Source organism: Shinella sp. CPCC 101442 (assembly GCF_024704725.1).
Taxonomy (GTDB): Bacteria; Pseudomonadota; Alphaproteobacteria; order Rhizobiales; family Rhizobiaceae; genus Shinella.
Genome location: NZ_JALIQS010000003.1, coordinates 1 through 22,477, shown reverse-complemented (window position 1 = coordinate 22,477; position 22,477 = coordinate 1). Strand labels below are relative to the sequence as shown.

The 22,477-nt window shown below is 61.5% G+C and carries 17 protein-coding genes; 10 read left to right on the top strand and 7 right to left on the bottom strand.

The window, feature by feature from the left end; all coding sequences use genetic code 11:
- Window positions 1–999 precede the first annotated feature (999 nt).
- The 3 genes from MUO32_RS10720 to MUO32_RS10710 all read left to right on the top strand — a co-directional run bounded on the left by MUO32_RS10720 (window position 1,000) and on the right by MUO32_RS10710 (window position 4,542).
- Complete coding sequence (locus tag MUO32_RS10720; protein ID WP_257948270.1) at window positions 1,000–1,527, top strand: hypothetical protein; 528 nt, start codon at window positions 1,000–1,002, stop codon at window positions 1,525–1,527.
- Window positions 1,528–1,657: 130 nt separating this feature from the next.
- Window positions 1,658–3,631 (top strand): threonine--tRNA ligase, encoded by a 1,974-nt coding sequence (gene thrS / locus MUO32_RS10715; protein WP_257948269.1) that lies wholly within the window; start codon window positions 1,658–1,660, stop codon window positions 3,629–3,631.
- A gap of 74 nt (window positions 3,632–3,705) precedes the next feature.
- Window positions 3,706–4,542 carry a lysophospholipid acyltransferase family protein gene (locus MUO32_RS10710; RefSeq protein WP_257948268.1) on the top strand — a complete coding sequence of 279 codons (837 nt, stop codon included), beginning with the start codon at window positions 3,706–3,708 and terminating at the stop codon, window positions 4,540–4,542.
- Here the strand turns inward: MUO32_RS10710 and MUO32_RS10705 are convergent.
- A complete protein-coding gene (locus MUO32_RS10705) occupies window positions 4,539–5,528 on the bottom strand; it encodes a hypothetical protein (protein ID WP_374708659.1) in 990 nt (329 codons plus the stop codon). The two genes, MUO32_RS10710 and MUO32_RS10705, sit on opposite strands and share 4 nt — an antisense overlap.
- A 105-nt stretch (window positions 5,529–5,633) precedes the next feature.
- Between MUO32_RS10705 and MUO32_RS10700 the strand changes: the two genes are divergently transcribed.
- Window positions 5,634–6,218, top strand: coding sequence for a nitroreductase (locus tag MUO32_RS10700; RefSeq protein ID WP_257948265.1), 585 nt, complete (start codon window positions 5,634–5,636; stop codon window positions 6,216–6,218).
- Window positions 6,208–6,831, top strand: coding sequence for a flavin reductase family protein (locus tag MUO32_RS10695; RefSeq protein WP_257948264.1), 624 nt, complete (start codon window positions 6,208–6,210; stop codon window positions 6,829–6,831). The genes MUO32_RS10700 and MUO32_RS10695 overlap by 11 nt, the downstream gene beginning before the upstream one ends.
- 14 nt (window positions 6,832–6,845) lie before the next feature.
- Here MUO32_RS10695 and MUO32_RS10690 read toward each other — a convergent pair whose 3' ends face one another.
- The 6 genes from MUO32_RS10690 to MUO32_RS10665 form a co-directional block, all read right to left on the bottom strand.
- Entirely contained in the window at window positions 6,846–7,649 is an 804-nt protein-coding gene (locus MUO32_RS10690; protein WP_257948263.1) for an endonuclease/exonuclease/phosphatase family protein, read from the bottom strand.
- Window positions 7,650–7,742: 93 nt separating this feature from the next.
- Window positions 7,743–9,149: a Si-specific NAD(P)(+) transhydrogenase gene (gene sthA / locus MUO32_RS10685; protein ID WP_257948262.1), complete on the bottom strand. Its 1,407-nt coding sequence runs from the start codon at window positions 9,147–9,149 to the stop codon at window positions 7,743–7,745.
- Window positions 9,150–9,286: 137 nt separating this feature from the next.
- A complete protein-coding gene (gene radC, locus MUO32_RS10680; protein WP_257949198.1) occupies window positions 9,287–10,072 on the bottom strand; it encodes a DNA repair protein RadC in 786 nt (261 codons plus the stop codon).
- A gap of 52 nt (window positions 10,073–10,124) precedes the next feature.
- Window positions 10,125–10,952: a type I methionyl aminopeptidase gene (gene map, locus MUO32_RS10675; RefSeq protein WP_257948261.1), complete on the bottom strand. Its 828-nt coding sequence runs from the start codon at window positions 10,950–10,952 to the stop codon at window positions 10,125–10,127.
- 30 nt (window positions 10,953–10,982) lie between these two features.
- Window positions 10,983–11,702 (bottom strand): DNA/RNA nuclease SfsA, encoded by a 720-nt coding sequence (gene sfsA / locus MUO32_RS10670; RefSeq protein ID WP_257948260.1) that lies wholly within the window; start codon window positions 11,700–11,702, stop codon window positions 10,983–10,985.
- Between the two features lie 6 nt (window positions 11,703–11,708).
- Complete coding sequence (locus tag MUO32_RS10665; RefSeq protein WP_257948259.1) at window positions 11,709–13,565, bottom strand: alpha/beta hydrolase; 1,857 nt, start codon at window positions 13,563–13,565, stop codon at window positions 11,709–11,711.
- Window positions 13,566–13,690: 125 nt separating this feature from the next.
- Here MUO32_RS10665 and MUO32_RS10660 point away from each other — a divergent pair, with 125 nt between their 5' ends.
- From MUO32_RS10660 to MUO32_RS10640, 5 genes are all read left to right on the top strand, one after another.
- On the top strand, window positions 13,691–14,035 hold the full coding sequence (locus MUO32_RS10660; protein WP_257948258.1) for an SHOCT domain-containing protein: 345 nt from the start codon (window positions 13,691–13,693) through the stop codon (window positions 14,033–14,035).
- Between the two features lie 174 nt (window positions 14,036–14,209).
- The gene (locus MUO32_RS10655) at window positions 14,210–15,430 is read left to right on the top strand and encodes an LL-diaminopimelate aminotransferase (RefSeq protein WP_257948257.1); all 1,221 of its coding nucleotides are present in this window, start codon (window positions 14,210–14,212) and stop codon (window positions 15,428–15,430) included.
- A gap of 58 nt (window positions 15,431–15,488) precedes the next feature.
- Complete coding sequence (locus MUO32_RS10650; protein ID WP_257948256.1) at window positions 15,489–16,811, top strand: homoserine dehydrogenase; 1,323 nt, start codon at window positions 15,489–15,491, stop codon at window positions 16,809–16,811.
- A 97-nt stretch (window positions 16,812–16,908) separates the two neighbouring features.
- Window positions 16,909–18,711, top strand: a complete 1,803-nt coding sequence (recJ, locus tag MUO32_RS10645) for a single-stranded-DNA-specific exonuclease RecJ (RefSeq protein ID WP_374708658.1) — start codon at window positions 16,909–16,911, stop codon at window positions 18,709–18,711.
- 273 nt (window positions 18,712–18,984) lie between these two features.
- A complete protein-coding gene (locus MUO32_RS10640; RefSeq protein WP_257948254.1) occupies window positions 18,985–22,200 on the top strand; it encodes a hypothetical protein in 3,216 nt (1,071 codons plus the stop codon).
- The last annotated feature ends 277 nt before the right edge of the window (window positions 22,201–22,477 follow it).

The window sequence follows — 22,477 nt, the reverse complement described above, 5'->3', positions numbered from 1 at the left end:
TCTAGCAACGACAGAACATGACTAGCGACAATGAGCTTCCCTCTGGTCTTTATTGGCTGGCCATCTAGCTCTTCCGCAAAAAACAAAAGCTGCGACATTCGCACGTCGAATTTCTCACTGTAGCGTTCCAAGAGTTCCATGGAGACAGATTTTGCGCCGCTTTCCACCTCTTAGATCATTGATTGAGAGACGTTAAGTGCAGTTGATAGTTCTTTTTGCGAAAGACCGAGATACAGGCGAAGCAACCGAAGTGCATCGTTAATCATAGGGCGACGGTTCTTCATGGTTTTTCTCCTGAAGCTATTTCAAGGTCGTCGCTTATTGTCGGTCTGTCATCCAGAACCAAAGGCGGGCAAGATAAAAAACTGCCTGACCCAATGCGGTAATGACCTTGAAGATCAATACCATACTCAATTCGCGACGCCGTCGCTGGTGATGATCTTTATCACTCATTCGATTTCTCCATGTTTCCACCAGCAGAATTACTGGTGCCCGTAGAAACAGGATTCTGTTCAGCGACGTTTGACCTTGAACATGCTGCACCCGAGCCCGGAGGGTGCAGCGAGTGGCTGCCGGCCCTGCCAGACAACGGATTTAATTCGGGGATCTACGATCCCCACAGGACTCTAGGTCCCACATGTTGTCGGGTTCAGTATATGAGTAATCATCACGAGCCAGATATAACTCGCGTGGCGGTGAGAGTTAAATCGAATATCGCTTTGGGTGATATTTTATCGGGCGAGTGGTGATGACACTAAGAAGATGACTCTTCCAATCCCCCAAAATCCCCGTATACCTCCCACCGCAACGCGCCGGCGCATCCGGCCACTTCCTCTCGCACACCACCCGCATTCGTTGGCGGGACTGGATAGGAGATTTTTGAATGTCTGCACCTGTTTCCCTGACTTTCCCCGATGGCTCCGTCCGCGAATACCCCGCACACTTGATGGGCCGTAACGTGTCGGAAGTGCTTTCGAAGCTGTCGGCAATCAGGGCTATATGACTGCTCCTCAGTTTGTATCGTTTCTCCTTTGCATCGTCGTCTATTGTCTCGTCGCGCTGACAACGACGGGAAGTCTTCTGACGCCGATTGGTATTCTCGGTTTATTCGGAAGCCCGCTCGGTACCGAAGGCGGTGGTTACGCGCTAATTTTCTCGATTGCGCTTTCGGTGTTGATCGCTTTTCGCGTCATTCCTCCCAGCGCCGGCAGCTTTCGTTGGCCTGTGTTTGTGGCGCTCTGCATGCTGTTGAACGTGTTTTCGATCGGTACTTACGCTGATTGGCGAAGAAACGAGACGATCGTCCGGTTTAGCCCGGACAGGCAAATGCAGCGATCATTCTTCTGGTCTCTTCGGCGAGTGTTCGACGAGCCTCAGTTCGAGGTTCATGCCGCCGTTCTAAAAGACTGCGTGCCCTATATCTGGAGTTATAGTCACATGATCTTGTTTGAGGTGGAGCCGAACACCGCGGTGAATGTTGTTCCGTATGCCTGGATTAAAGAATGCGGGATTACACGAACACATTGATCCCGTGCCCGACCACCCCTTTCAATCCCCCAAAAATCCCCGTATACCGCGCGACGCACGCGCCGGCTCTCCGGCTATTACCCTCGCATACCACCCGCATTCGTTGGCGGGACTGGATAGGAGATTTTTGATGTCTGCACCTGTTTCCCTGACTTTTCCCGATGGCTCCGTCCGCGAATATCCCGCGGGCTCGACGGGCCGTGATGTCGCCGAGGCGATTTCCAAGTCCTTGGCCAAGAAGGCGATTGCGATTGCGCTCGATGGCGAGCTGCGCGATCTCTCCGAGACCGTTTCCAACGGGCGGATCGAGATTGTCACGCGCGAGGACGATCGTGCGCTGGAGCTGATCCGGCACGATGCCGCGCATGTGATGGCCGAGGCCGTGCAGGAGCTTTGGCCCGGCACGCAGGTGACCATCGGTCCGGTCATCGACAACGGCTTCTATTACGACTTTGCCAAGAACGAACCCTTCACGCCGGACGATCTGCCGAAGATCGAAAAGCGCATGAAGGAGATCATTCAGCGCAACAAGCCGTTTACCCGGGAAATCTGGTCGCGCGACAAGGCGAAGGAAGTCTTTGCCGCCAAGGGCGAGGCCTACAAGGTCGAGCTGGTCGATGCGATCCCGGCGGGGCAGGACCTGAAAATCTATTACCAGGGCGACTGGTTCGACCTGTGTCGTGGTCCGCACATGGCCGCGACCGGCCAGATCGGCACGGCCTTCAAGCTGATGAAGGTGGCGGGCGCCTATTGGCGTGGCGACAGCAACAATCCGATGCTGACGCGCATCTACGGCACCGCCTGGCGCACGCAGGAGGAGCTCGACAGCTACCTGCACATCCTCGCGGAGGCCGAGAAGCGCGACCACCGTCGCCTCGGCCGCGAAATGGACCTGTTCCATTTCCAGGAGGAGGGTCCCGGCGTCGTGTTCTGGCACGGCAAGGGCTGGCGCATGTTCCAGACGCTCGTCGCCTATATGCGCCGTCGTCTTTCCGGCACCTATGAAGAGGTGAACGCGCCGCAGGTGCTCGACAAGTCGCTGTGGGAAACGTCTGGCCACTGGGGTTGGTACCGCGACAACATGTTCAAGGTGACCGTTGCCGGTGACGAGACCGACGACGAGCGCGTCTTCGCGCTGAAGCCGATGAACTGCCCGGGCCATGTGCAGATCTTCAAGCATGGCTTGAAGTCCTATCGCGAACTGCCTGTTCGCCTTGCAGAATTTGGCAATGTGCATCGCTATGAACCTTCCGGCGCGCTGCACGGGCTGATGCGTGTGCGCGGTTTCACGCAGGACGATGCGCATGTCTTCTGCACCGACGAGCAGATGGCGGCGGAATGCCTGCGCATCAACGACCTCATCCTCTCGGTCTACAAGGACTTCGGGTTCGACGAGGTCGTCGTGAAGCTTTCGACCCGTCCGGAAAAGCGCGTCGGTTCCGATGCGCTGTGGGACCGGGCGGAAAGCGTCATGATGGATGTGCTGAAGCAGATCGAGGCGCAGTCCGGTGGGCGCATCAAGACCGGCATCCTGCCGGGCGAGGGTGCGTTCTACGGGCCGAAATTCGAATACACGCTGAAGGACGCCATCGGCCGCGAATGGCAGTGCGGCACCACGCAGGTCGACTTCAACCTGCCGGAACGCTTCGGCGCCTTCTATATCGACCAGAACTCCGACAAGAAGCAGCCGGTGATGATCCACCGCGCCATCTGCGGCTCGATGGAACGGTTCCTCGGCATTCTCATCGAGAACTTTGCCGGGCACATGCCGCTGTGGATCGCGCCGATGCAGGTGGTGGTGGCAACCATCACCTCTGAGGCGGACGACTATGGCCGCGAGGTGGCGGAACTGCTGCGCGATGCCGGTCTGGTCGTCGAGACCGACTTCCGCAACGAGAAGATCAACTACAAGGTCCGCGAGCATTCGGTGACCAAGGTTCCGGTCATCGTCGTCTGCGGCAAGCGGGAGGCGGAGGAGCGCACCGTTAACATCCGCCGCCTCGGTTCGCAGAACCAGACGCCGATGTCGCTGGAAGAAGCCATCGCCTCGCTGTCGCTCGAAGCCACGCCGCCGGATGTCAAGCGCAAGCTCGGTAAGGCGTGATGGACGCAAAACCTGTCTGAAAACCTTCATGATCCCGTGCTATCTGTGCGGGATCATTTTTTTTGGGGAATACCGTGCGGTTCAAGGAACTGTCCTACGCCAACGAGAACGATCCGCGCCTCAAACGATGGTTCATCCGCTCCATGGAAGGTCTGGCCGGGCGTAACCGCTATGCGCGGATTTACGATACCTGGCGCCACTCCATCGTCGGCACCAGCGCGCGCGTCTTCGGCGACATGCTGGAGCTGATCAATGTGCGCCTGAGCGTGCAGGGCGCCTGGCCGCCGCCGGACCTGCCGGAGGGGCCTGTGGTCATCGTTGCGAACCATCCTTTCGGAATCGGCGACGGCATCGCGGTGCTGGCGCTGGCCGAGCAGCTCGGGCGGCCGTTCAAGGTGATGATCCATAACGATCTGCTGAAAGTGCCGGAAATGCAGCCCTATGCGCTGCCGGTCTCCTTCGAGGAGACGAAGGAGGCGCTTGCGCTCAACATGAAGACCCGGGCGGAAGCCGTGCGGCTTTTGAAAGAGGGTACGACGGTGATCGTGTTTCCGGCGGGCGGCGTGGCGACGGCGAAGAAGGTATTCGGCCGCGCGGAAGACCTGCCGTGGAAGATGTTTCCGGCAAAACTCATCCAGGCGGCGCAGGCCAATGTCATCCCGGTCTATTTCGAGGGGCAGAACGGGCGGCTTTTCCATCTCGCCAGCAAGGTGTCGCTGACGCTGCGGCTGTCGCTGCTCATCCGCGAATTCCGCCGTCTCTCCGGCTCGACGATCGCGGCGCGCATCGGCGGCGTGCTGTCCTGGGCGGAACTCGATTCGGGCGATCGCAAGACGCTGACGGCGCGGCTCTATGAGGCCGTCTTCGCGATGGCGCCGCGGCCGAAACCGTTTCTGCGGCGCGCCGGTTAGTCGACGACATCCTCGGCGGCGGCCTTCTGCTCGCTCGCCTTTTCGTCCAGGAGCACCTCGACATCCGTGTTGGCGCCGGCCTGCACGTTGAAATCGCGCTGGTAGATCTTGTTCTTGTTGCGGGCGACGGCAATGTAGCTGCCTTCGGCGAGCACGACCGTCGGGAAGGCGCCGACGCTTTCGGAGACGGTGTCGCCCGAGGAGGTCAGGATCGACCAGGCCGTATCGGCGATCGCCTCGCCACCGGCTTCTGCGACGAGCTTCAAGGTGAGCTTGGCGGCGCGGTGCTGGATGGTGGCGCGCGTCAGTTTTCCGGCTTCGACCTGGATATCGGCGCGGATGACGGCATTGACCGTGCCGTAGTCGGACACGACGTGATAGGTGCCGGCATTGAGGCGCACGACGGAGTTCGGCTTCACGTCGTCGACGACCATGTTGCGCTCGCCATCCTCGCGCACTTCGGCGGCGTAGATGGCAAAGCTCAGTTCCTTCGGCGGAATGCGTACGTCCGAGCCGGAGACGGCGTTCAGCATGATGCCGCCGGCATCGAGCACCATGACCTGCTTGTCGACGTCGCCGCTATCGGGAACGACGAGCTTCTTCGTCGCGCCCGCGCGGCCGAAGGCGACATTGACGAAATATTCGCCGGGAACGAGCTGGAAGGCGGCCGTGCCGCCCTCGGAGGTCGCCAGCAGCGGCAGCTTGCCGTCGGCACCCGGGATCGGCGAGAAGACGCGCCAGGTCAGGCCGTGCTGCATGGGGCTGCCATCCTTGGTGAGCAGCGCCTCGCAGGAAATGTCGCGCAGATTGCTCGGCGTCGCTTCGCCTGTCACGATGGGGTTGAACGAATTGAGCTTGCTGCCCTTCAGCGGCGGCGTGGTGATCTGCGAAAAGCTCTCGACCGCATCCTGCGCGCGCACCGGAACGAACGACGCGGCAAGGCTCGCGACGGTGAGGCTCACCACGACGACGGGATGGAGGGGCATGCGCATGGATATGGTTGACTTCCTGACTGTGTGGGGCCACTTGAAGACGCGTCTAATGGCATTTTCAAGGCCGCCCGCCGGCCACGATATTGGAACTCCCTCCCGATGAAAACCGAAATCAAGCTGATCGATTATCTTTCGACCCGCCGGTCGATCCCTGCCTTCCAGATGAGCGGGCCCGGCCCCTCGAAAGGCGAGGTGGAGGAAATGCTGACGCTCGCCTCGCGCGTGCCCGACCACGGCAAGCTGGCCCCCTGGCGCTTCATCGTCTATCGCGGCGAAGAGCGCCGCCGCATCAGCGAAGAACTGGCGGTCATCGCGATGGGCGACAAGCCCGATCTTTCGGATGAGATGGTGAAGGTGGAGAACACGCGGCTGACGCGCGCACCCGTCGTCGTCGCCGTCGTCAGCCGGGCCGCCCCGCATCTCAAAGTTCCCGAATGGGAGCAGGTCATGTCAGCCGGCGCCGTTTGCCTCAATCTCGTCATGGCGGCGAATGCGCACGGCTTTGCCTCGAACTGGCTGACGGAATGGTATGCTTTCGACCAGCGCGCCTATCCCATCCTCGGCGTTGCCAAGGGAGAAAAGGTCGCCGGTTTCATCCATATCGGCACACCCACCGTGCCGCCGACCGAACGGCCGCGACCAGAGCTTTCCGAAATCGTCACATGGGTGGGCGATGACGCCTGACGCGCGGTTCTATGAGACGGAAACAAATGTCCACGGCCTGAAGCACGATCCCTTCAAGGCTATCGTCGCCCCGCGCCCGATCGGCTGGATCGGCACGAAGGCGGCGGACGGGCGGCGCAATCTCTCGCCCTATTCGTTCTTCAATGCGGTGAGCGATACGCCGAAGCTGGTGATGTTCTCCTCCAGCGGGCACAAGGACAGCGTGACGAATATCGAGGAGACCGGCGTCTTCACCTGCTCCCTGGCGAGCCGGCATCTGGCGGAGCAGATGAATGCCAGCTCCATCGTCGTGCCGCGCGGTGTCGACGAGTTCGAAATCGCCGGGCTGACGCCCGTGACCGGGCGGCTTGTCGATGCGCCCTATGTGGGTGAAGCCTACGCGGCGCTCGAATGCCGGATGACGCAGATATTGCGGCCGGTCGATATCGACGGACGCGAGTCGGACAACTGGGTCGTGTTCGGACAGGTGGTCGGCATCCACATCAGCCCGGACGTGCTTCGTGGCGGCATGATCGACATGGCCGTCGCCCGGCCGCTGGGGCGCATGGGCTATATGGATTACGCCGATGGCGGGGCGGATGTCTTTGCGATGACGCGGCCGAAGGCCGGCTAGGCATTCGATGCCGGTCAGGCAATCGTCAACAGCAACGGCCGGTGGTCGGAAACTTCGGGCGTTTCCACGACGGTGAAATCCACGATTCGCACGGCATCGTTTACCAGCATGTAGTCCGCATAGCGGCCCGGCTTGGTGTAGAGCGACGTGCGCGTGTCGCTGAAGCCGCGCGCGGTGACGAGGTCCGTCAGGCCGAGGCGATCGAGAGCTTTGAAAGTGCTGCTATCGGGTAGCACGTTGAAGTCTCCGCAGACGATCAGGCCTTCGTCTTCCCGATGCAATCGGTCGATAAGCGCAATAAGGGCTTCGGCCTGCGCAGTGCGGTTGGGCGTATCGCCCTTGCCGTCGAGTTCGCGCAGACCATGGAACTGCACGACGCAGACGGCGCGGTCAGCCTCATAGTCGTAGAGGCGAAAGGCATGCGCGTTGCGGGCGCGGGGATGGGTGCCGAAGCCGTGCGGGGAGAAGCTGCCGTGTACAAAGTCGAGCGCCTGGCCGATGACGGCAATATCCTGGCGGATGAAGGTGGCGAGGCCGAATTCCTGGTGGCAGGGGACGTCGCCATCCGCCAGTTCGCCGCGCGCGGTCGGGGCGAAGAACCCATCGTGACCGGGTAGGACGTCAGCGATTTCGCGATAGAGATTGGCGCGCTGCTGAAGTTCGACCGCGCCATCGCGATAGGTCAGCCATTGCGAACGGGCGGCGACGGCGCGCGGGACTTCCTGCAGGCAGTAGATGTCGGCGTCGGCTTCGGCGAGATAGTCGAGAAGCGGCGCGTGCAGCATGCCGCCCCAGACGTTCAGCGACAGGATTTTCATGTGTGCCGCTTCCTCCATGCACGTCCGGCAACGGCCAGAAGCCGTTGCGGAAGTGTGCGCGCTAACGCGAACGGGCCGAGACCGGCAGGCCGGTCAACCCGTCTGCGACAGATCGCCCATGCGGTTCCACGCGTCGAGGCCGGCGATCTTGTAGGCTTCGGCGAGTGTGGGATAGTTGAAGGTGTTTTCGACGAAATACTCGACGGTGCCCTTCAGGTTCAGCACGGCCTGGCCGATATGGACCAGTTCCGTGGCACCTTCGCCGACGATGTGCACGCCGAGCAGGCGGCGGGTCTTCAGCGAGAAGATCATCTTCAGCAGGCCGGAATTGAGGCCCATGATGTGGCCGCGCGAGGTTTCGCGAAAACGCGCCATACCGCATTCATAGGGAATGCCGCGTTCCTTCACCTCTTCCTCGGTGAGGCCGCAGGTGGAGATTTCCGGCACGGCGTAGATGCCGTAGGGGAAATATTTGGGCGGCTCCTTGGCAATAGCGCCGACGGCGACGCGGGCGGCGATGCGGCCCTGTTCCATCGAGGTGGAGGCGAGCGCCGGGAAACCGACGACATCGCCGGCGGCGTAGATATGCGGCACGTCCGTCTGGAAGGTTTCCGGGTTCACGCTGAGGCGGCCGCGCGAATCGGCCGTAAGGCCGGCGGCGGCAAGGTTCAGGCTATCCGTCGCGCCGACGCGGCCGGCAGCGTAGAGCACCATGTCGCAGGTGACGTGGCGGCCGTTGTCCAGCGTGATCTCGCATTTGCCGTTTTCGAGTTTTTCCACCTTATCGGCCTTCTGGCCGAGGATCAGCTTCATGTTGCGGTCGCGCAGATCGTGGACGAACTCCTCGATAATCTCTTTGTCGATGAAATCGAGGATGGTCGCCTTGGGATCGATGACCGTGACCTGGGTGTCGAGTGCGGAGAAGATCGTGGCGTATTCGATGCCGATGACGCCGGCGCCGATGACGGCCATGGAGCGCGGCAGTTCCTTGATGTCGAGCAGTTCGTCGCTATCGAGCACGCTGATGCCATCGAAGGGGATGTTTTCCGGGCGATAAGGCTTCGTGCCGACGGCGAGCATGATGCTTTTCGCCTGCACATGGATAGCCTCGCCATCGTCCTTCATGATCTCCATCGTATCCGGCGTCACGAACTTCGCCTTACCGCGAATGTGTTGCACGCGGTTGCGGGCGAACTGGTGTTCCAGCACTTCCACTTCATGGTCGAGCGTGATGAGCAGGCGGCGGCGCAGATCGTCGGCGCTGATTTCCTGCTTCACGCGGTAGGCGCGGCCGTAAAAGCCGCGTTCGCGCCAGCCGGAAAGGTTGAGCGCGGTTTCGCGCAGCGTCTTGGACGGGATCGTACCGGTGTGGACGGAGACGCCGCCGACACGTTTTCCCTGTTCCACCACGAGAACCTTGCGTCCGAGCTTGGCGGCCTGGATAGCGCCGCGGCGGCCTGCGGGGCCGCTGCCCACGACAACGAGATCGTATTCCTGCATGTGAGATGGCCCCAGTCCTGTGCGGAAAGAATCATATTGCGTTGCAGCAATTGTCTTCGCCGAGCAAATTTCGTCAACCGAATGTGGCAGCAAACCGTTTCAATCGGATGAAGGTTCGATCATCCGATTTCGGGATTTCACATAAGTCTCAGTCCCTTGAGGCTGGCATGCCCATCCTTGCCGATGATGATGTGGTCATGCACCGTAATGCCAAGTGGACGGGCGGTCTCCACGATCGTCTTCGTCATGTCGATATCCGCCCGCGACGGGGTAGGATCACCGGAAGGATGATTGTGGACAAGGATGATCGCCGTGGAGGAGAGCTCCAGCGCGCGGCGCACCACCTCGCGCGGGTAGACCGGCGTATGGTCCACCGTGCCGCGCCCCTGCACCTCGTCCGCGATCAGGGCGTTGCGCTTGTCGAGGAAGAGAATGCGGAACTGTTCGCGCGGTTCATGCGCCATGACCGCGTGGCAATATTGAATGACCGAAGACCAGGAGGCGAGCACCGTCTTGTTGCGGATCTCGCTTTTCAGCGTGCGCTGCGCGACGGCGGAGATGAGTTTCAGATCCAGCGCGACGGCTTCACCGATACCCTTCACCTCCTGCAGGAGGGCGGGCGTCGCGCCGAAGACACCGGAAAGCGTGCCGAAGCGGTCGAGCAGGGCCTTTGCCACCGGCTTGGTGTCGCGGCGGGGAATGAGGCGAAAGAGCAGGAGTTCGAGGATTTCGTAGTCGGCAAGGGCGGTGTCGCCGGCATCGCGGAATCGGGTGCGCAGACGGTCGCGGTGGCCGTGATAGTGTTTGTCTTCCGGAGCTGGAACAGCTTTTGCGGAAGACGTGCGGGCCGGGCGCTCGAAGAAATGGCCGCGCTCGTCGGCCTCGTCGAAGAGATCGTCGGCGGGCGGCGCGGCGTCCTCCATCGTGGAGGAGGAAGATTTGTCCGTCCGTCCGCGCGATCCCGTCATGGGCGGCCTATGCGGGAAGGCCGGGACGGTCGAGGCCGCCGGGCGATAGCGTGAAAATCTCGCAGCCATCGGCGGTGACGCCGACCGTGTGCTCATACTGCGCGGAGAGCGAGCGGTCGCGGGTGACGGCGGTCCAGCCGTCGGCGAGCACCTTCACATGCGGGCGGCCGAGATTGATCATCGGCTCGATGGTGAAGATCATGCCTTCCTTCATTTCCGGCCCTTCATTGGCGCGGCCGTAATGCAGGATGTTCGGCGCGTCGTGGAAGAGCCGGCCGACGCCGTGGCCGCAGAAGTCGCGCACGACCGAGCAGCGTTCGGCTTCCGCGTAGGTCTGGATGGCTTCGCCGATGGCGCCGGTGCGCGCACCGGGCCTGACCGCGGCGATGCCGCGCATCAGGCATTCATGGGTGACTTCGAGCAGGCGCTCGGCGGCGCGCTTCACTTCGCCCACGGGATACATGCGGCTCGAATCGCCATGCCAGCCGTCGAGGATGAATGTGACGTCGATATTGACGACATCGCCGTCGCGCAGCGGCTTGTCATTGGGGATGCCGTGACAGACGACGTGGTTGATCGAGGTGCAGCTCGACTTCGTGTAGCCGCGATAGTTCAGCGTGGCGGGCAGGGCGCCGTGATCCATGCCGAATTCGAAGACGAAGCGGTCTATGACATCGGTCGCGACGCCCGGCTTCACCAGCGGGTAGAGCGCATCGAGGCAGCGCGCCGTCAGCTGGCAGGCCTTGCGCATGCCGTCGAAGGCGTCTGCGTCGTAGAGGCGGATGACGCCCGTGTTCTTCAGCGGCGCGGAGGTCGCGTCGATATAGGTCACCATGGTCGAACTTTCGCTAGTCTTTCCTGACCGTCATAAATCAGCGGCACCGGGTTCGTCCATGGTGATCGAGGCCACAGGCCGGATTTGCTTCGAAGTAACGGCGCATTTCACCGCATAGGCCTCGACGCCGCGGTCCATCGCGCGTTGGAACCCCCGCGCATAGGCGGGGTCGAGATCGGCGCAGATGCGGAATCGGTCGCAATCCTCGCGCTGGATCAGATAGAGCATGACGGCGCGAAAACCGGCTTCCGCCATGTCTCCGAGTTCCTCCAGATGTTTTGCGCCCCGCTCGGTCACCGTATCAGGGAACTCGGCGAGATCGGGCGTGCGCCGAAAATGCACGTTCTTGACCTCGACATAGACAGGCGGACGGGTGTCGCCGGACAGAAGAATGTCGATGCGGGAATTGCGGCCGTATTTCTTCTCCCGTTCCACCACCGAATAGGTGCCGAGGTCGGCAACGAGGCCGGCGAGGATGGCTTCTTCCGCCAGCCGGTTCGGCAGGCCGGTATTGATGCCGACCACCGTGTCGTCGGCCTCGACCAGTTCGAGGCGGTGGCGGTGCTTGCGTGTCGGGCTGTCGCTTGTCGACATCCAGATGCGCGAGCCCGGCGTGGTCAGTCCGCGCATCGAGCCCGTATTGGGGCAGGAGCCGGTGATCGCCGAGCCATCGTCGAGAATGGCGTCGAACAGGAAGCGCTTGTAGCGCTGCACGAGGGTGCCGGAGACGAGCGGCGGATCGAATTTCATGTCCGCTCAGGCACGCACGCGCACATAGGAGCCGGGGGCTTCCTCGATGGAGTTCATCGTGCCGCCGGTCTTGCGGGCGGGCACCATGCGGTCGTCCTCGGCCTTGATCCACTCGTGCCAGTTCGGCCACCAGGAGCCGGCGGTTTCCGTTGCCTTCGCCGCCCAGTCCTCGAACTCGCCCTTCACCGGGCCGCCGGTCCAGTACTGGTACTTCTTCTTGTCCGGCGGGTTGACGACGCCTGCAATATGGCCGGAGCCAGCCATGACATAGGTGACCTTACCACCGAAGAACTTGCTGCCGACGAAGACCGATTTCGCCGGTGCGATATGGTCTTCCTTGGTAGCGAGATTGTAGATCGGGATCTTCACGTCCTTCAGCGACAGCGTCTTGCCGGCAAGCTTCATCTCACCCTTTGTGAGAGTGTTTTTCAGATAACAATTCCTCAGGTAAAACGAATGGTTGGCGGCGGGCATTCGTGTGGAGTCTGAATTCCAGTAGAGCAGGTCGAAGGGCATGGGATCCTGGCCCTTCAGGTAGTTGTTGACGAAATAGGGCCAGATCAGTTCGGAGGCGCGCAACATGTTGAAGGCGGTCGCCATCTTCGAACCGTCGAGATAGCCTGTCGCCTTCATGCCGCGCTCGATGACGTCGATCTGGTCCTCGTCGGCAAAGACCTTGAGGTCACCGGCAAAGGTGAAATCGACCTGCGTGGTGAAGAGCGTCGCGGTGCGGATGCGCTTATCGCCCTCCTGGCCGTGCAGGGCGAGGGTGGCGGCCAGCAGCGTTCCGCCGACGCAATAGCCGATGGCGTTGACCTCTTCTTCGCCCGTCGCCTGCTTGATCGTGTCGAGCGCGAAGCCGATGCCTTCGCGGGCATAGGACTCCCAGTCCTTGTCGGCATGGCGCTCGTCCGGGTTCACCCAGGAGATGACGAAGACCGTGTGGCCCTGGTCGACCGCCCATTTGATGAAGGATTTCGCGGGGTTGAGGTCGAGAATGTAGAATTTGTTGATCCAGGGCGGGCAAATGAGGAGCGGGCGTTTCAGCACCTTGTCCGTTGTCGCGTCATACTGGAGGACCTGGCAGACGTCGCTCTGCGCAAGCACCTTGCCCGGCGTCAGCGCCATGTTCTCGCCGATGGCGAACTTGCTGGTGTCGGTCTGGCGCAGCTTCAGGTCGCCCTTGCCGGCGGCGATGTCCTCCGCCAGCATCTTCATGCCGCGCACGAGGTTCGCGCCGTTCGAGGCGACGGTCTCACGGTAGAGCTGCGGGTTGGTGGTGACGAAATTGCTCGGCGAGATCGCGCTGGCGATCTGCTTCACATAGAAGCCGGCCTTGTGGCGCGTGTGCTCGTCGAGCCCGTCGGCATCGGCCACGAGCTTTTCGGCCCAGTCGGAGGTCACGAAATAGGCCTGCCGCAGGAAATCGAAGAACGGGTTCTTCACCCAGTCCTCGTCGGCAAAGCGCTTGTCCTTGGCGTGCGGATCGGGGGCGGCCTCGACCTCCTGGCCGCCGAGCTTGTTCAGCGTGCGCGACCAGATGTTGAAATAGCTGCCGAGCAGCATGGTCTGGGCTTCAAGCGTGCGGCGCGGGTCGGCCAGCCAGTATTCGGAGACTTTCGAAAGCGTCTTGACCATGTCGATCATTGGCTCGGCGGCGGTATCGACCTTCTCGCCGTTTTCGCGCGGTGCCAGCCAGGCGGAGGCGGCCTTGCCGAGCTGTTCGACGGTGCGCGCCATGTTGACCGTCAGCGCTTCCGGGTCCTTGACGATGTAGGGCTCGATAACTGCAGGGTCGAAAGCCTGAAAACCGGGCTTGTCCGCCGTTGCATCGCGTTCGCCCGCTTTGCTGTCCTCGGCCATCTCTACCTCCCGATTTTATTGTCCCTTTTGTATTTTTACATTCTCTACGAAACAGATTACAAGGGCCTGACAGCCTTTCCCGGCAATATCCGGAACCGGTCGTTTCGACAGGAGCATACAGCCACATGGCGTTCGAAATCAGGCGCTTGAGCGCCGTCCTACTCATGGCCGCCATGCCGGCGGTTTTTGCATCCTGCGCCGCCACGTCGACGCAGACGGCATCCACGGTGAATGCCGGCGCGAACCGCTCCGATGCCTATCCCGACATCACCGCCATCGTGAGCGCCGAGACGCAGCAGATGGGTGACGAGGAAGCCTCCGCCATCAGCGCCCGTCTGACATCGCTGTCGAATCGCCGCAGCTCTGGCGCGATCTCGGAAGCCGAATACCGCCGTCAGCTTGCCGAATTGCAGGCCTTGCGCGACGGTCACGGCCAGCAGACGCTATCGCAAATCCAGAAGACGAATTAGCGCTTGCCTTTCTTGCCGTTTGGCAGCAAAGCGGAAGGCGGCCAATGGCCGCCGGTACGGGCGGAGCGCCTTCATTTTGAACGCTTTCGCCCTTAATCGAGGACTTGATTCGCGTGGAGTTTCGCGCCCTGCGGCAGAGCTGCCGAAGGGGCTCTGCGCCTAACGGGGTTAAAGATGGAAGAGTTTCACAAGGTCCGGCGTCTGCCGCCGTATGTTTTCGAACAGGTCAACCGTTTGAAAGCAAGCGCGCGAGCGGGTGGTGCCGATATCATCGACCTTGGCATGGGCAACCCCGATCTGCCGACGCCCAAGGCGATCGTCGACAAGCTCTGCGAAGTGGTCCAGGACCCGCGCACGCACCGTTATTCCTCGTCGAAGGGCATCCCGGGCCTGCGCCGCGCCCAGGCCGCCTATTATGCCCGCCGCTTCGGCGTGAAGCTGAACCCGGAGACACAGGTCGTCGCGACACTGGGCTCCAAGGAAGGCTTCGCCAACATGGCGCAGGCGATCACCGCGCCCGGCGACGTCATCCTGTGCCCGAACCCGACCTATCCGATCCACGCCTTCGGCTTCCTGATGGCGGGCGGCGTGATCCGCTCCATGTCGGTCGAGCCGGACGAGAGCTTCTTCCCGCCGCTCGAGCGCGCCGTGCGCCACTCGATCCCGAAGCCGCTCGCGCTGATCATCAACTATCCGTCGAACCCGACGGCGCATGTCGCGACGCTCGATTTCTACAAGGACGTCATCGCATTCGCGAAGAAGCACGACATCATCGTGCTGTCCGACCTTGCCTATTCTGAAATCTACTTCGACGACAACGCGCCGCCGCCGTCCGTTCTGGAAGTGCCCGGCGCAATCGACGTGGCGGTGGAATTCACCTCCATGTCCAAAACCTTCTCCATGCCCGGCTGGCGCATGGGCTTTGCCGTCGGCAACGAGCGCCTGATCGCCGCGCTGACGCGCGTGAAATCCTATCTCGACTACGGCGCCTTCACGCCGATCCAGGTGGCGGCGACCCATGCGCTGAACGGCGACGGCTCCGACATCGCGGAAGTGCGCAATGTCTACAAGCGCCGCCGCGACGTCATGGTCGACACGTTCGGCAAGGCCGGTTTCGAGGTTCCGCCGCCGGCGGCCACCATGTTCGCATGGGCAAAGATCCCGGAAAAGTTCCGCCACCTCGGCTCGCTGGAGTTTTCCAAGCTGCTCGTCGAGAAGGCAGACGTGGCGGTCGCCCCCGGCATCGGCTTCGGCGAAATGGGCGACGATTACGTCCGCCTCGCGCTCGTTGAAAACGAGCACCGCATCCGCCAGGCGGCGCGCAATATCAAGAAGTTCCTTTCCACGGCCGACGAGACGATGCACAACGTCATCTCGCTGAACGCCCATCGTTAAAACCATCCGCCCTCCGCGTTTCCAGCGGAGGGCCTTCTTCCAAACATAGGACATGACCATGGCTGATGCCCTGAAGATCGGCATTGCGGGCTTGGGAACCGTTGGTGCCTCGCTCGCGAAAATTCTCGTCGAACGCAGGGATATGCTCACGACGACGTGCGGACGGCCAATCGAGATCGTGGCGGTTACAGCCCGCACGAAGGGCCGTGATCGCGGCGTCGATCTGTCGTCGGCCGAATGGTTCGATGACGCGGTTGCGCTGGCGGGTGACGCGAAGATCGACGTTTTCGTGGAACTGATGGGCGGGGCCGGCGATCCGGCCTATTCCGCCGTGAAGGCGGCGCTGTCGCGCGGCGTGCATGTCGTGACCGCCAACAAGGCGCTGCTTGCCGCCCACGGCGTCGAGCTTGCCGTCATTGCGGAAAAGAACGGCTGCATTCTCAATTATGAGGCGGCGGTTGCCGGGGGCATTCCCGTCATCAAGGCGCTGCGTGAATCGCTGACGGGCAACACGATTTCCCGCGTCTACGGCATCATGAACGGGACCTGCAACTACATCCTGACCAAGATGGAGAAGGAGGGGCTGTCCTTCGAGGCCTGCCTGAAGGAAGCCCAGCGCCTCGGTTATGCCGAAGCCGACCCGGCCTTCGACATCGAGGGCAACGATACCGCACACAAACTGTCGATCCTGACGACGCTGGCCTTCGGCACGAAGATTTCGGCCGATGACATCTATCTCGAAGGGATCACCAACATTTCCATCGACGATATCCGCGCCGCCGCCGATCTCGGCTACCGCATCAAGCTGCTCGGCGTGGCGCAGAAGACCGATACCGGCGTCGAACAGCGCGTGCACCCGACCATGGTGCCACTCGACAGCGTGATCGCGCAGGTCGATGGCGTGACGAATGCGGTGGCGATCGAATCGGACATTCTCGGCGAGCTGCTGATGGTCGGCCCCGGAGCCGGCGGCAATGCGACGGCTTCGGCCGTGCTGGGCGATATCGCCGATATCGCGAAGAGCCGTCCGGGCGCGCAGACCGTGCCGGTGCTCGGTCGCCCGGCGGCCGCGTTGCAGCCCTACAAGCGCGCGCAAATCCGCAAGCATCACGGCGGCTACTTCATCCGCCTCTCGGTGGAAGACCGCACGGGTGTCTTCGCCAGCATCGCCAAGCATATGGCGGAAAATGGCATTTCGCTCGAATCGATCGTGCAGCGTGCGCAGTCAACCACCGAATCGACCGATCCGAAGACCATCATCCTCGTCACGCACGCGACGATGGAGGATTCCGTCCGCAAGGCCGTCGCCTCCGTGAAGGGCGAGGGTTATCTGGTCGGCGAACCGCAGGTGATCCGCATCGAGCGTCCGAAGACAGCTTGATCGGCCTCATCCTGTCGAAAAATCCCGTGCCCGCCTCCGGTCTTGCGCTGGAGAGCGGGCACTGGTCTTTTAAGGCCCGTCAGGAGCGGCCATGAGCATGTTGGAAAACGCAGACCCCGTCAGCCGCGCCTTTCTCGGTGTCGAGCGTTCGGCCACCGGGCAGCGCTGGGTGGCGCGGCTCGACCAGGCGGGTGAGAACCGGGCGCTGGCGATGAGCCAGAACCATGGCCTGCCGGATCTGATTTCGCGCGTGTTGGCCGGTCGCGGCGTCCCCTTCGACACCGCGCTGGAATTCCTCGACCCGACGCTGCGCCGGCTGATGCCGGAGCCTTACAGCCTGATGGACTGCGAGGCCGCGACGGAGCGGCTGGCGCGTGCCGTCGAGCGGCGCGAGCGCGTGGCGATTTTCGGCGACTATGACGTTGACGGTGCGTCGTCCTCGGCGCTGCTTTACCGCTTCCTCGCGCATTTTGGCGTCGAAGCGGAAATCTACATTCCCGACCGCATTTTCGAGGGCTACGGGCCGAATCCGAATGCCATCGGCCAGCTCATCGATCGCGGTGCGCAGCTGATCGTCACGGTCGATTGCGGCTCGACGAGCCATGAATCGCTCGCCGTCGCCCGCGAACGCGGCATCGATGTCGTCGTCATCGATCATCACCAGGTCGGCGAGAACCTGCCGCCGGCTCATGCGCTGGTCAATCCCAACCGCGAGGACGATCTATCGGGGCAGGGGCATCTTTCGGCTGCCGGCGTCGTCTTCCTCGTGCTGGTGGCGCTGCAGCGGCTGCTGCGGGAGCGCGGCGATGCGCGGGCGAAAACCCTCGACCTGCTTTCCATGCTCGACCTCGTGGCCTTGTCCACGGTCTGTGACGTCGTTCCGCTGAAGGGGTTGAACCGCGCCTATGTGGTGAAGGGCCTTGTCGCCGCGCGCCATCTCGGCAATGCCGGGCTGACGGCGCTGCTGAAGCAGGCGGGCATCGGTGGACCGGTGACACCCTACCATCTCGGCTTCCTCGTCGGGCCGCGCATCAATGCCGGTGGGCGCATCGGCGATGCGGCGCTCGGCAGCCGGCTCCTGACCATCGACGAGCCGGGCGAAGCGGAGCGCATTGCAAAACAGCTTGATGAGCTCAACCGGGAGCGCCAGGCCATGGAGGCCGCGATGCTGGCCGAAGCCGAGGCCGAGGCGCAGGCGGAATACGGCACGGGCGAGGGTGCTTCCGTCATTCTGACGGCGCGCGAGGGCTGGCATCCCGGCGTGGTCGGCCTGCTCGCCTCCCGCCTGAAAGATCGTTTTCGCCGCCCGGCCTTCGCCATCGCCTTCGACCCCTCGGGCAAGGGCACCGGTTCCGGGCGCTCGATCAGCGGTTTCGACATGGGCAGAATGGTGCGCGCCGCCGTGGACGAGGGCATTCTGGTCAAGGGCGGTGGCCACGCCATGGCGGCCGGTCTGACGGTGGAACGGGAAAAACTCGGCCGCCTGCGCGGTTTCTTCGAGGAGAAGGCGGAGCGCACGGTGCGCGATCTCGTGGCCGTGGAGACGCTGAAAATCGATGGGGCCCTCAGCGCCACGGGGGCGACGCTGGCGCTTGCCGACCAGCTCGAACATGCCGGCCCCTACGGCTCCGGCCATCCGCAGCCGATCTTCGCGCTGCCGGCGCACCGCATTCGCGACGTGCGCCCCGTCGGCGTCAATCACCTGAGGGTCAGCCTGGAAGGCCCCGATGGTGGTCGCCTCGATGCCATGGCCTTCCGCGCCGCGGATGCGGATCTCGGTACCTTCCTGATGAAGGAGCGCGGCCAGGCCGCACACATCGCCGGCACGCTTTCGGCGGACAGCTGGCAGGGCAGCCGGCGCATACAATTCCGCATGCTGGATGCCGCAAAGGCGTTTTAGCCGCCGTCGTTCCCATGGTCACCGGGCAACTGCGTTTACCTTTGCTTAAAAAATACAATCAGGGGTCTCGCTGGCCTATGGACTTTCAGGTTCTGCTGTATAAGAATATTCTCCGGGATATATTATATTGAAGACGGGCAAACTTTGGATTTTTTTGGTTATTTCTAGGCGACCTTCACACTGACGCACTTAATATTGTGCACTGGTGTGAAAGGGCGAACGGATGCCAAATATTCTGTCCAACTGATTTCGCCCGCAACGGGAGAACAGAAAATGGCAAAAGTTTACACGATCCTGAAGAATTCCAACGTCTCGCCGGACAATGACATCACCTCCGGGCTGAACTCGCCTGAAGAGTTGTTCGGCACGAGCGGAACAGACATTTATTTCGGCTACAACGGAAATGATAAGCTCAAGGGTGGTCTTGGAGACGATTTTCTTGCGGGTGAGTCCGGCAATGATACCCTGAGTGGGGAGGCGGGCGACGATTTCCTGTTCTACGCAGACAATAACTACTACGATTCCAACTATGTGCGGAATTTCGCGGGGTTTGGGTCGGCTATCGGCGATGAGCTTGATCGTCAGTTTCTTCAAGACGAATGGTACGACGTTTTCAACGTGACCCAGACGACCGATGCCGGCATTGATCTTTCGATCAGCGGCGGAGACGGCTTCGATACGGCGGTCATCGATCTTTCCTTTAGCGCGTCGCCATTGACCGCCTCGTTTGTTGCGGGCGGCACATTCAAGCTGCCGAACGGAACCACCAACGTCTCGGGTATCGAGGCCTTCTGGGTTCGGGGCGGCGCCGGGAACGACAACTATACCGGTGGTATCAACGACGATCGTTTCTATGGCGGCGATGGCGACGATGTGCTCGACGGCGGCGAGGGTAACGACTTTGTGTTCGGCGGCGACGGGGCCGACAATTTGCAGGGCGGGAAGGGCAACGACTTTATCGTCTCCACCAACTATTTCGCCGAATTCATGCGTAGCGGTCAGGCTCCCATCGATTACGTAAACGGTCTTGCGGCGATCTACGAGAAAACCTCGACAATTGTTTCCGCCCTGCACGACACGATTATCGATGGCGGAGACGGTATTGATACGGTTGTCCTCGACTTCGAGGGCAACGGGTCCGGCGTGAATTTCGAGCTCCGGCTCGGCGAGGTTCAGAACCTCCCCGAACTCGATACGCAGATCAGCAATGTCGAGACCGTCTGGGTTATCGATTCATTTGGGGACGATGATATTTCGGCCGCTGACGGTAACTTCGACGATCGTTTCCTGAGCATTGGCGGCAACGACACGTTCGATGGCAAGGATGGCTCCGATACCTATGAATTGAGCCCGTTCGTGGTCGATGCCGATGTCAACCTCGCCACCGGTCAGGCCGGGGGAGACACACTTCATAATTTCGAGAATGTCATCGGCTCCTCCGGTGTGAACGTCATCATCGGTAACGGCAAAGACAATACGTTCTATGGTCGCGCCGGAGACGATAACCTGAAGGGTGATGCGGGCAACGATACGCTCGATGGCGGTGGTGGCGGCGATGCCCTGAACGGCGGCGCCGGGCTGGACACGGCATCCTATGCAAGTGCCGTGGGTCGCGTGAAGGTCGATCTCATCAATGCCGTCACCAACCTCGGGGACGCAGCAGGTGACAGCTACATCAGCATCGAAAATGTGGTCGGCAGCCGTCGTGGCGATACGCTGCTCGGCAACAACTCCGCCAACCGGATCGACGGCGGCCTTGGCCGGGATACGGTCCAAGGCCGTGGCGGCAACGATACATTCATCGCAAGCGCCAACGACGACAGCTTCAACGGCGGCGATGACGACGATACGCTCATCCTCTCCGGAAAGCGTTCGGACTACACGATCGTAGCGACACCAGGCGGCTTCACGATCGAGGACGAGCGGGGCGCGAGCTTCGATGGAACCGACACCGTTGTTTCGGTGGAGAATTTCATCTTCTCCGATCAGACGCGTACGGCCGGCACGCTTGTCAACGTTGACCCTTCCAGCGTGAATTTCGACCAGTCTGGGGCGCTGGCCGAGAATGCAACCGCGGGTACGGTTGTGGGAACCCTCAGCGCGACGGACGCGGACGGTGATCCCGTCACATTTACGCTCGATGCCACCGGCAACGCACTGTTCACGCGGGTCGGTAACCAACTGGTGCTGAAGTCCGGTGCGAACATCGACTTCGATGCGTTTTCGGGCGGCTCTCCCACAAGAACGTTCGAGGTGACGGCAACAGACGGGCGTGGCGGTTCCACGACCGTTTCCTTCGATTTGCAGATCACCAATTCCACGCTTGACGACATCATCCAGGGGGATGACGGCAACAACACGCTGTTGGGGACGGACGGTGCGGATCATATCAAGGGTCTCGATGGCAATGATAAACTAATCGGCGGCAAGGGAGCCGACCGTCTGAATGGCGGCGAAGGCAGGGATACTGCGTCCTATTCGAATGCGACCGCCGGCGTTATCGCCAGCCTTGTCAATCCCTCTTCCAATACCGGGGACGCGGCAGGCGACGTCTATGTGTCGATCGAAAACCTGACCGGGTCCGCATTCGCTGACAAATTGATCGGCAACAGTTCCGCCAACACGCTGAACGGCGGCAAGGGCAACGACACGCTCACCGGTCGCGGCGGGGCCGACAGTCTTATCGGTGGAAGCGGTGTGGACACCGCGTCCTATTCGAATGCCACGAAGGCAATCACCGCAAGCCTTGCGAAACCTTCCGGCAACACGCGGGATGCAGACGGCGACACCTACAGCTCGATCGAAAATCTGACCGGTTCCAACTTCTCCGACAAGCTTACCGGCAACAGTTCCGCCAACACGCTGAACGGCGGCAAGGGCAACGACACGCTCACCGGCGGCGGCGGGGCCGACAAGCTGATCGGGGGGAGCGGTACGGATACAGCCTCCTATACCGGCGCCACCAAGGGTGTCACCGCGAGCCTTGCAAAGGCATCCAGCAATGCCGGCGAAGCGAAGGGCGACACCTATAGCTCGATCGAAAATCTGGCCGGTTCCGGGTTTGCAGACAAGCTTATCGGCAACACCGGTGACAACAAACTTTCAGGCGGTAAAGGCAACGATACGCTCACCGGCGGTGTCGGAGAGGATGATCTCTACGGTGGCGCTGGAAAGGATATTTTCGTCTTCAAGTCGGTCGGGGATCTCTCAAAGTCGAAGAGTGCGACGGATACGATCTTCGACTTTTCGCACGGCCAGGGAGACCGGATCAACCTGTCGGCGATCGACGCGAACACGAAGGCTGGCGATAACCAGGCTTTCACCTTCATCGGAACGCAGGGCTTCCACGACAAGGCTGGCGAGCTTCGCTTCGTCAAGGGCGCGTCGGATACGTATATCTATGGTGACAGGAACGGCGACGGCAAAGCCGACTTCGTATTGCATCTCGACGACCGCGTGAACCTCGTTAAGGGAGACTTCATCCTGTAAACGAGCGCACTCGGAAGCGTATTGTCCGTTACGACGGTCAAATTGATAAAAAAGCAAATGGCTCCATCGAAAGATGGGGCCGTTTTTTTAAGTCCGCGAAATGCTGGAAACAGGAGCATGATAGGCCGCGAAAGCGATCGACCAGCGACAGCTCTGTACCGAACGAGCGCATCTACCGAACTTGAGAACGCTGTTTTTTTAGCAAGGGGAAAGCTGGCACGCCCTAGGGGAGTCGAACCCCTCTTTCCAGGATGAAAACCTGGCGTCCTAACCGATA

What these genes read in the sequence shown, in the direction of transcription:
- MUO32_RS10700 (WP_257948265.1), top strand. Translation starts at nt 5,634, where the DNA reads ATGAAAACCGAAATCAAGCTGATCGATTATCTTTCGACCCGCCGGTCG.
- MUO32_RS10720 (WP_257948270.1), top strand. Translation starts at nt 1,000, where the DNA reads ATGACTGCTCCTCAGTTTGTATCGTTTCTCCTTTGCATCGTCGTCTAT.
- map (WP_257948261.1), bottom strand. Translation starts at nt 10,952, where the DNA reads ATGGTGACCTATATCGACGCGACCTCCGCGCCGCTGAAGAACACGGGC.
- radC (WP_257949198.1), bottom strand. Translation starts at nt 10,072, where the DNA reads ATGGAGGACGCCGCGCCGCCCGCCGACGATCTCTTCGACGAGGCCGAC.
- MUO32_RS10705 (WP_374708659.1), bottom strand. Translation starts at nt 5,528, where the DNA reads ATGCCCCTCCATCCCGTCGTCGTGGTGAGCCTCACCGTCGCGAGCCTT.
- MUO32_RS10665 (WP_257948259.1), bottom strand. Translation starts at nt 13,565, where the DNA reads ATGGCCGAGGACAGCAAAGCGGGCGAACGCGATGCAACGGCGGACAAG.
- MUO32_RS10655 (WP_257948257.1), top strand. Translation starts at nt 14,210, where the DNA reads ATGGAAGAGTTTCACAAGGTCCGGCGTCTGCCGCCGTATGTTTTCGAA.
- MUO32_RS10695 (WP_257948264.1), top strand. Translation starts at nt 6,208, where the DNA reads ATGACGCCTGACGCGCGGTTCTATGAGACGGAAACAAATGTCCACGGC.
- recJ (WP_374708658.1), top strand. Translation starts at nt 16,909, where the DNA reads ATGTTGGAAAACGCAGACCCCGTCAGCCGCGCCTTTCTCGGTGTCGAG.
- MUO32_RS10690 (WP_257948263.1), bottom strand. Translation starts at nt 7,649, where the DNA reads ATGAAAATCCTGTCGCTGAACGTCTGGGGCGGCATGCTGCACGCGCCG.
- sfsA (WP_257948260.1), bottom strand. Translation starts at nt 11,702, where the DNA reads ATGAAATTCGATCCGCCGCTCGTCTCCGGCACCCTCGTGCAGCGCTAC.
- MUO32_RS10650 (WP_257948256.1), top strand. Translation starts at nt 15,489, where the DNA reads ATGGCTGATGCCCTGAAGATCGGCATTGCGGGCTTGGGAACCGTTGGT.
- MUO32_RS10660 (WP_257948258.1), top strand. Translation starts at nt 13,691, where the DNA reads ATGGCGTTCGAAATCAGGCGCTTGAGCGCCGTCCTACTCATGGCCGCC.
- MUO32_RS10640 (WP_257948254.1), top strand. Translation starts at nt 18,985, where the DNA reads ATGGCAAAAGTTTACACGATCCTGAAGAATTCCAACGTCTCGCCGGAC.
- sthA (WP_257948262.1), bottom strand. Translation starts at nt 9,149, where the DNA reads ATGCAGGAATACGATCTCGTTGTCGTGGGCAGCGGCCCCGCAGGCCGC.
- thrS (WP_257948269.1), top strand. Translation starts at nt 1,658, where the DNA reads ATGTCTGCACCTGTTTCCCTGACTTTTCCCGATGGCTCCGTCCGCGAA.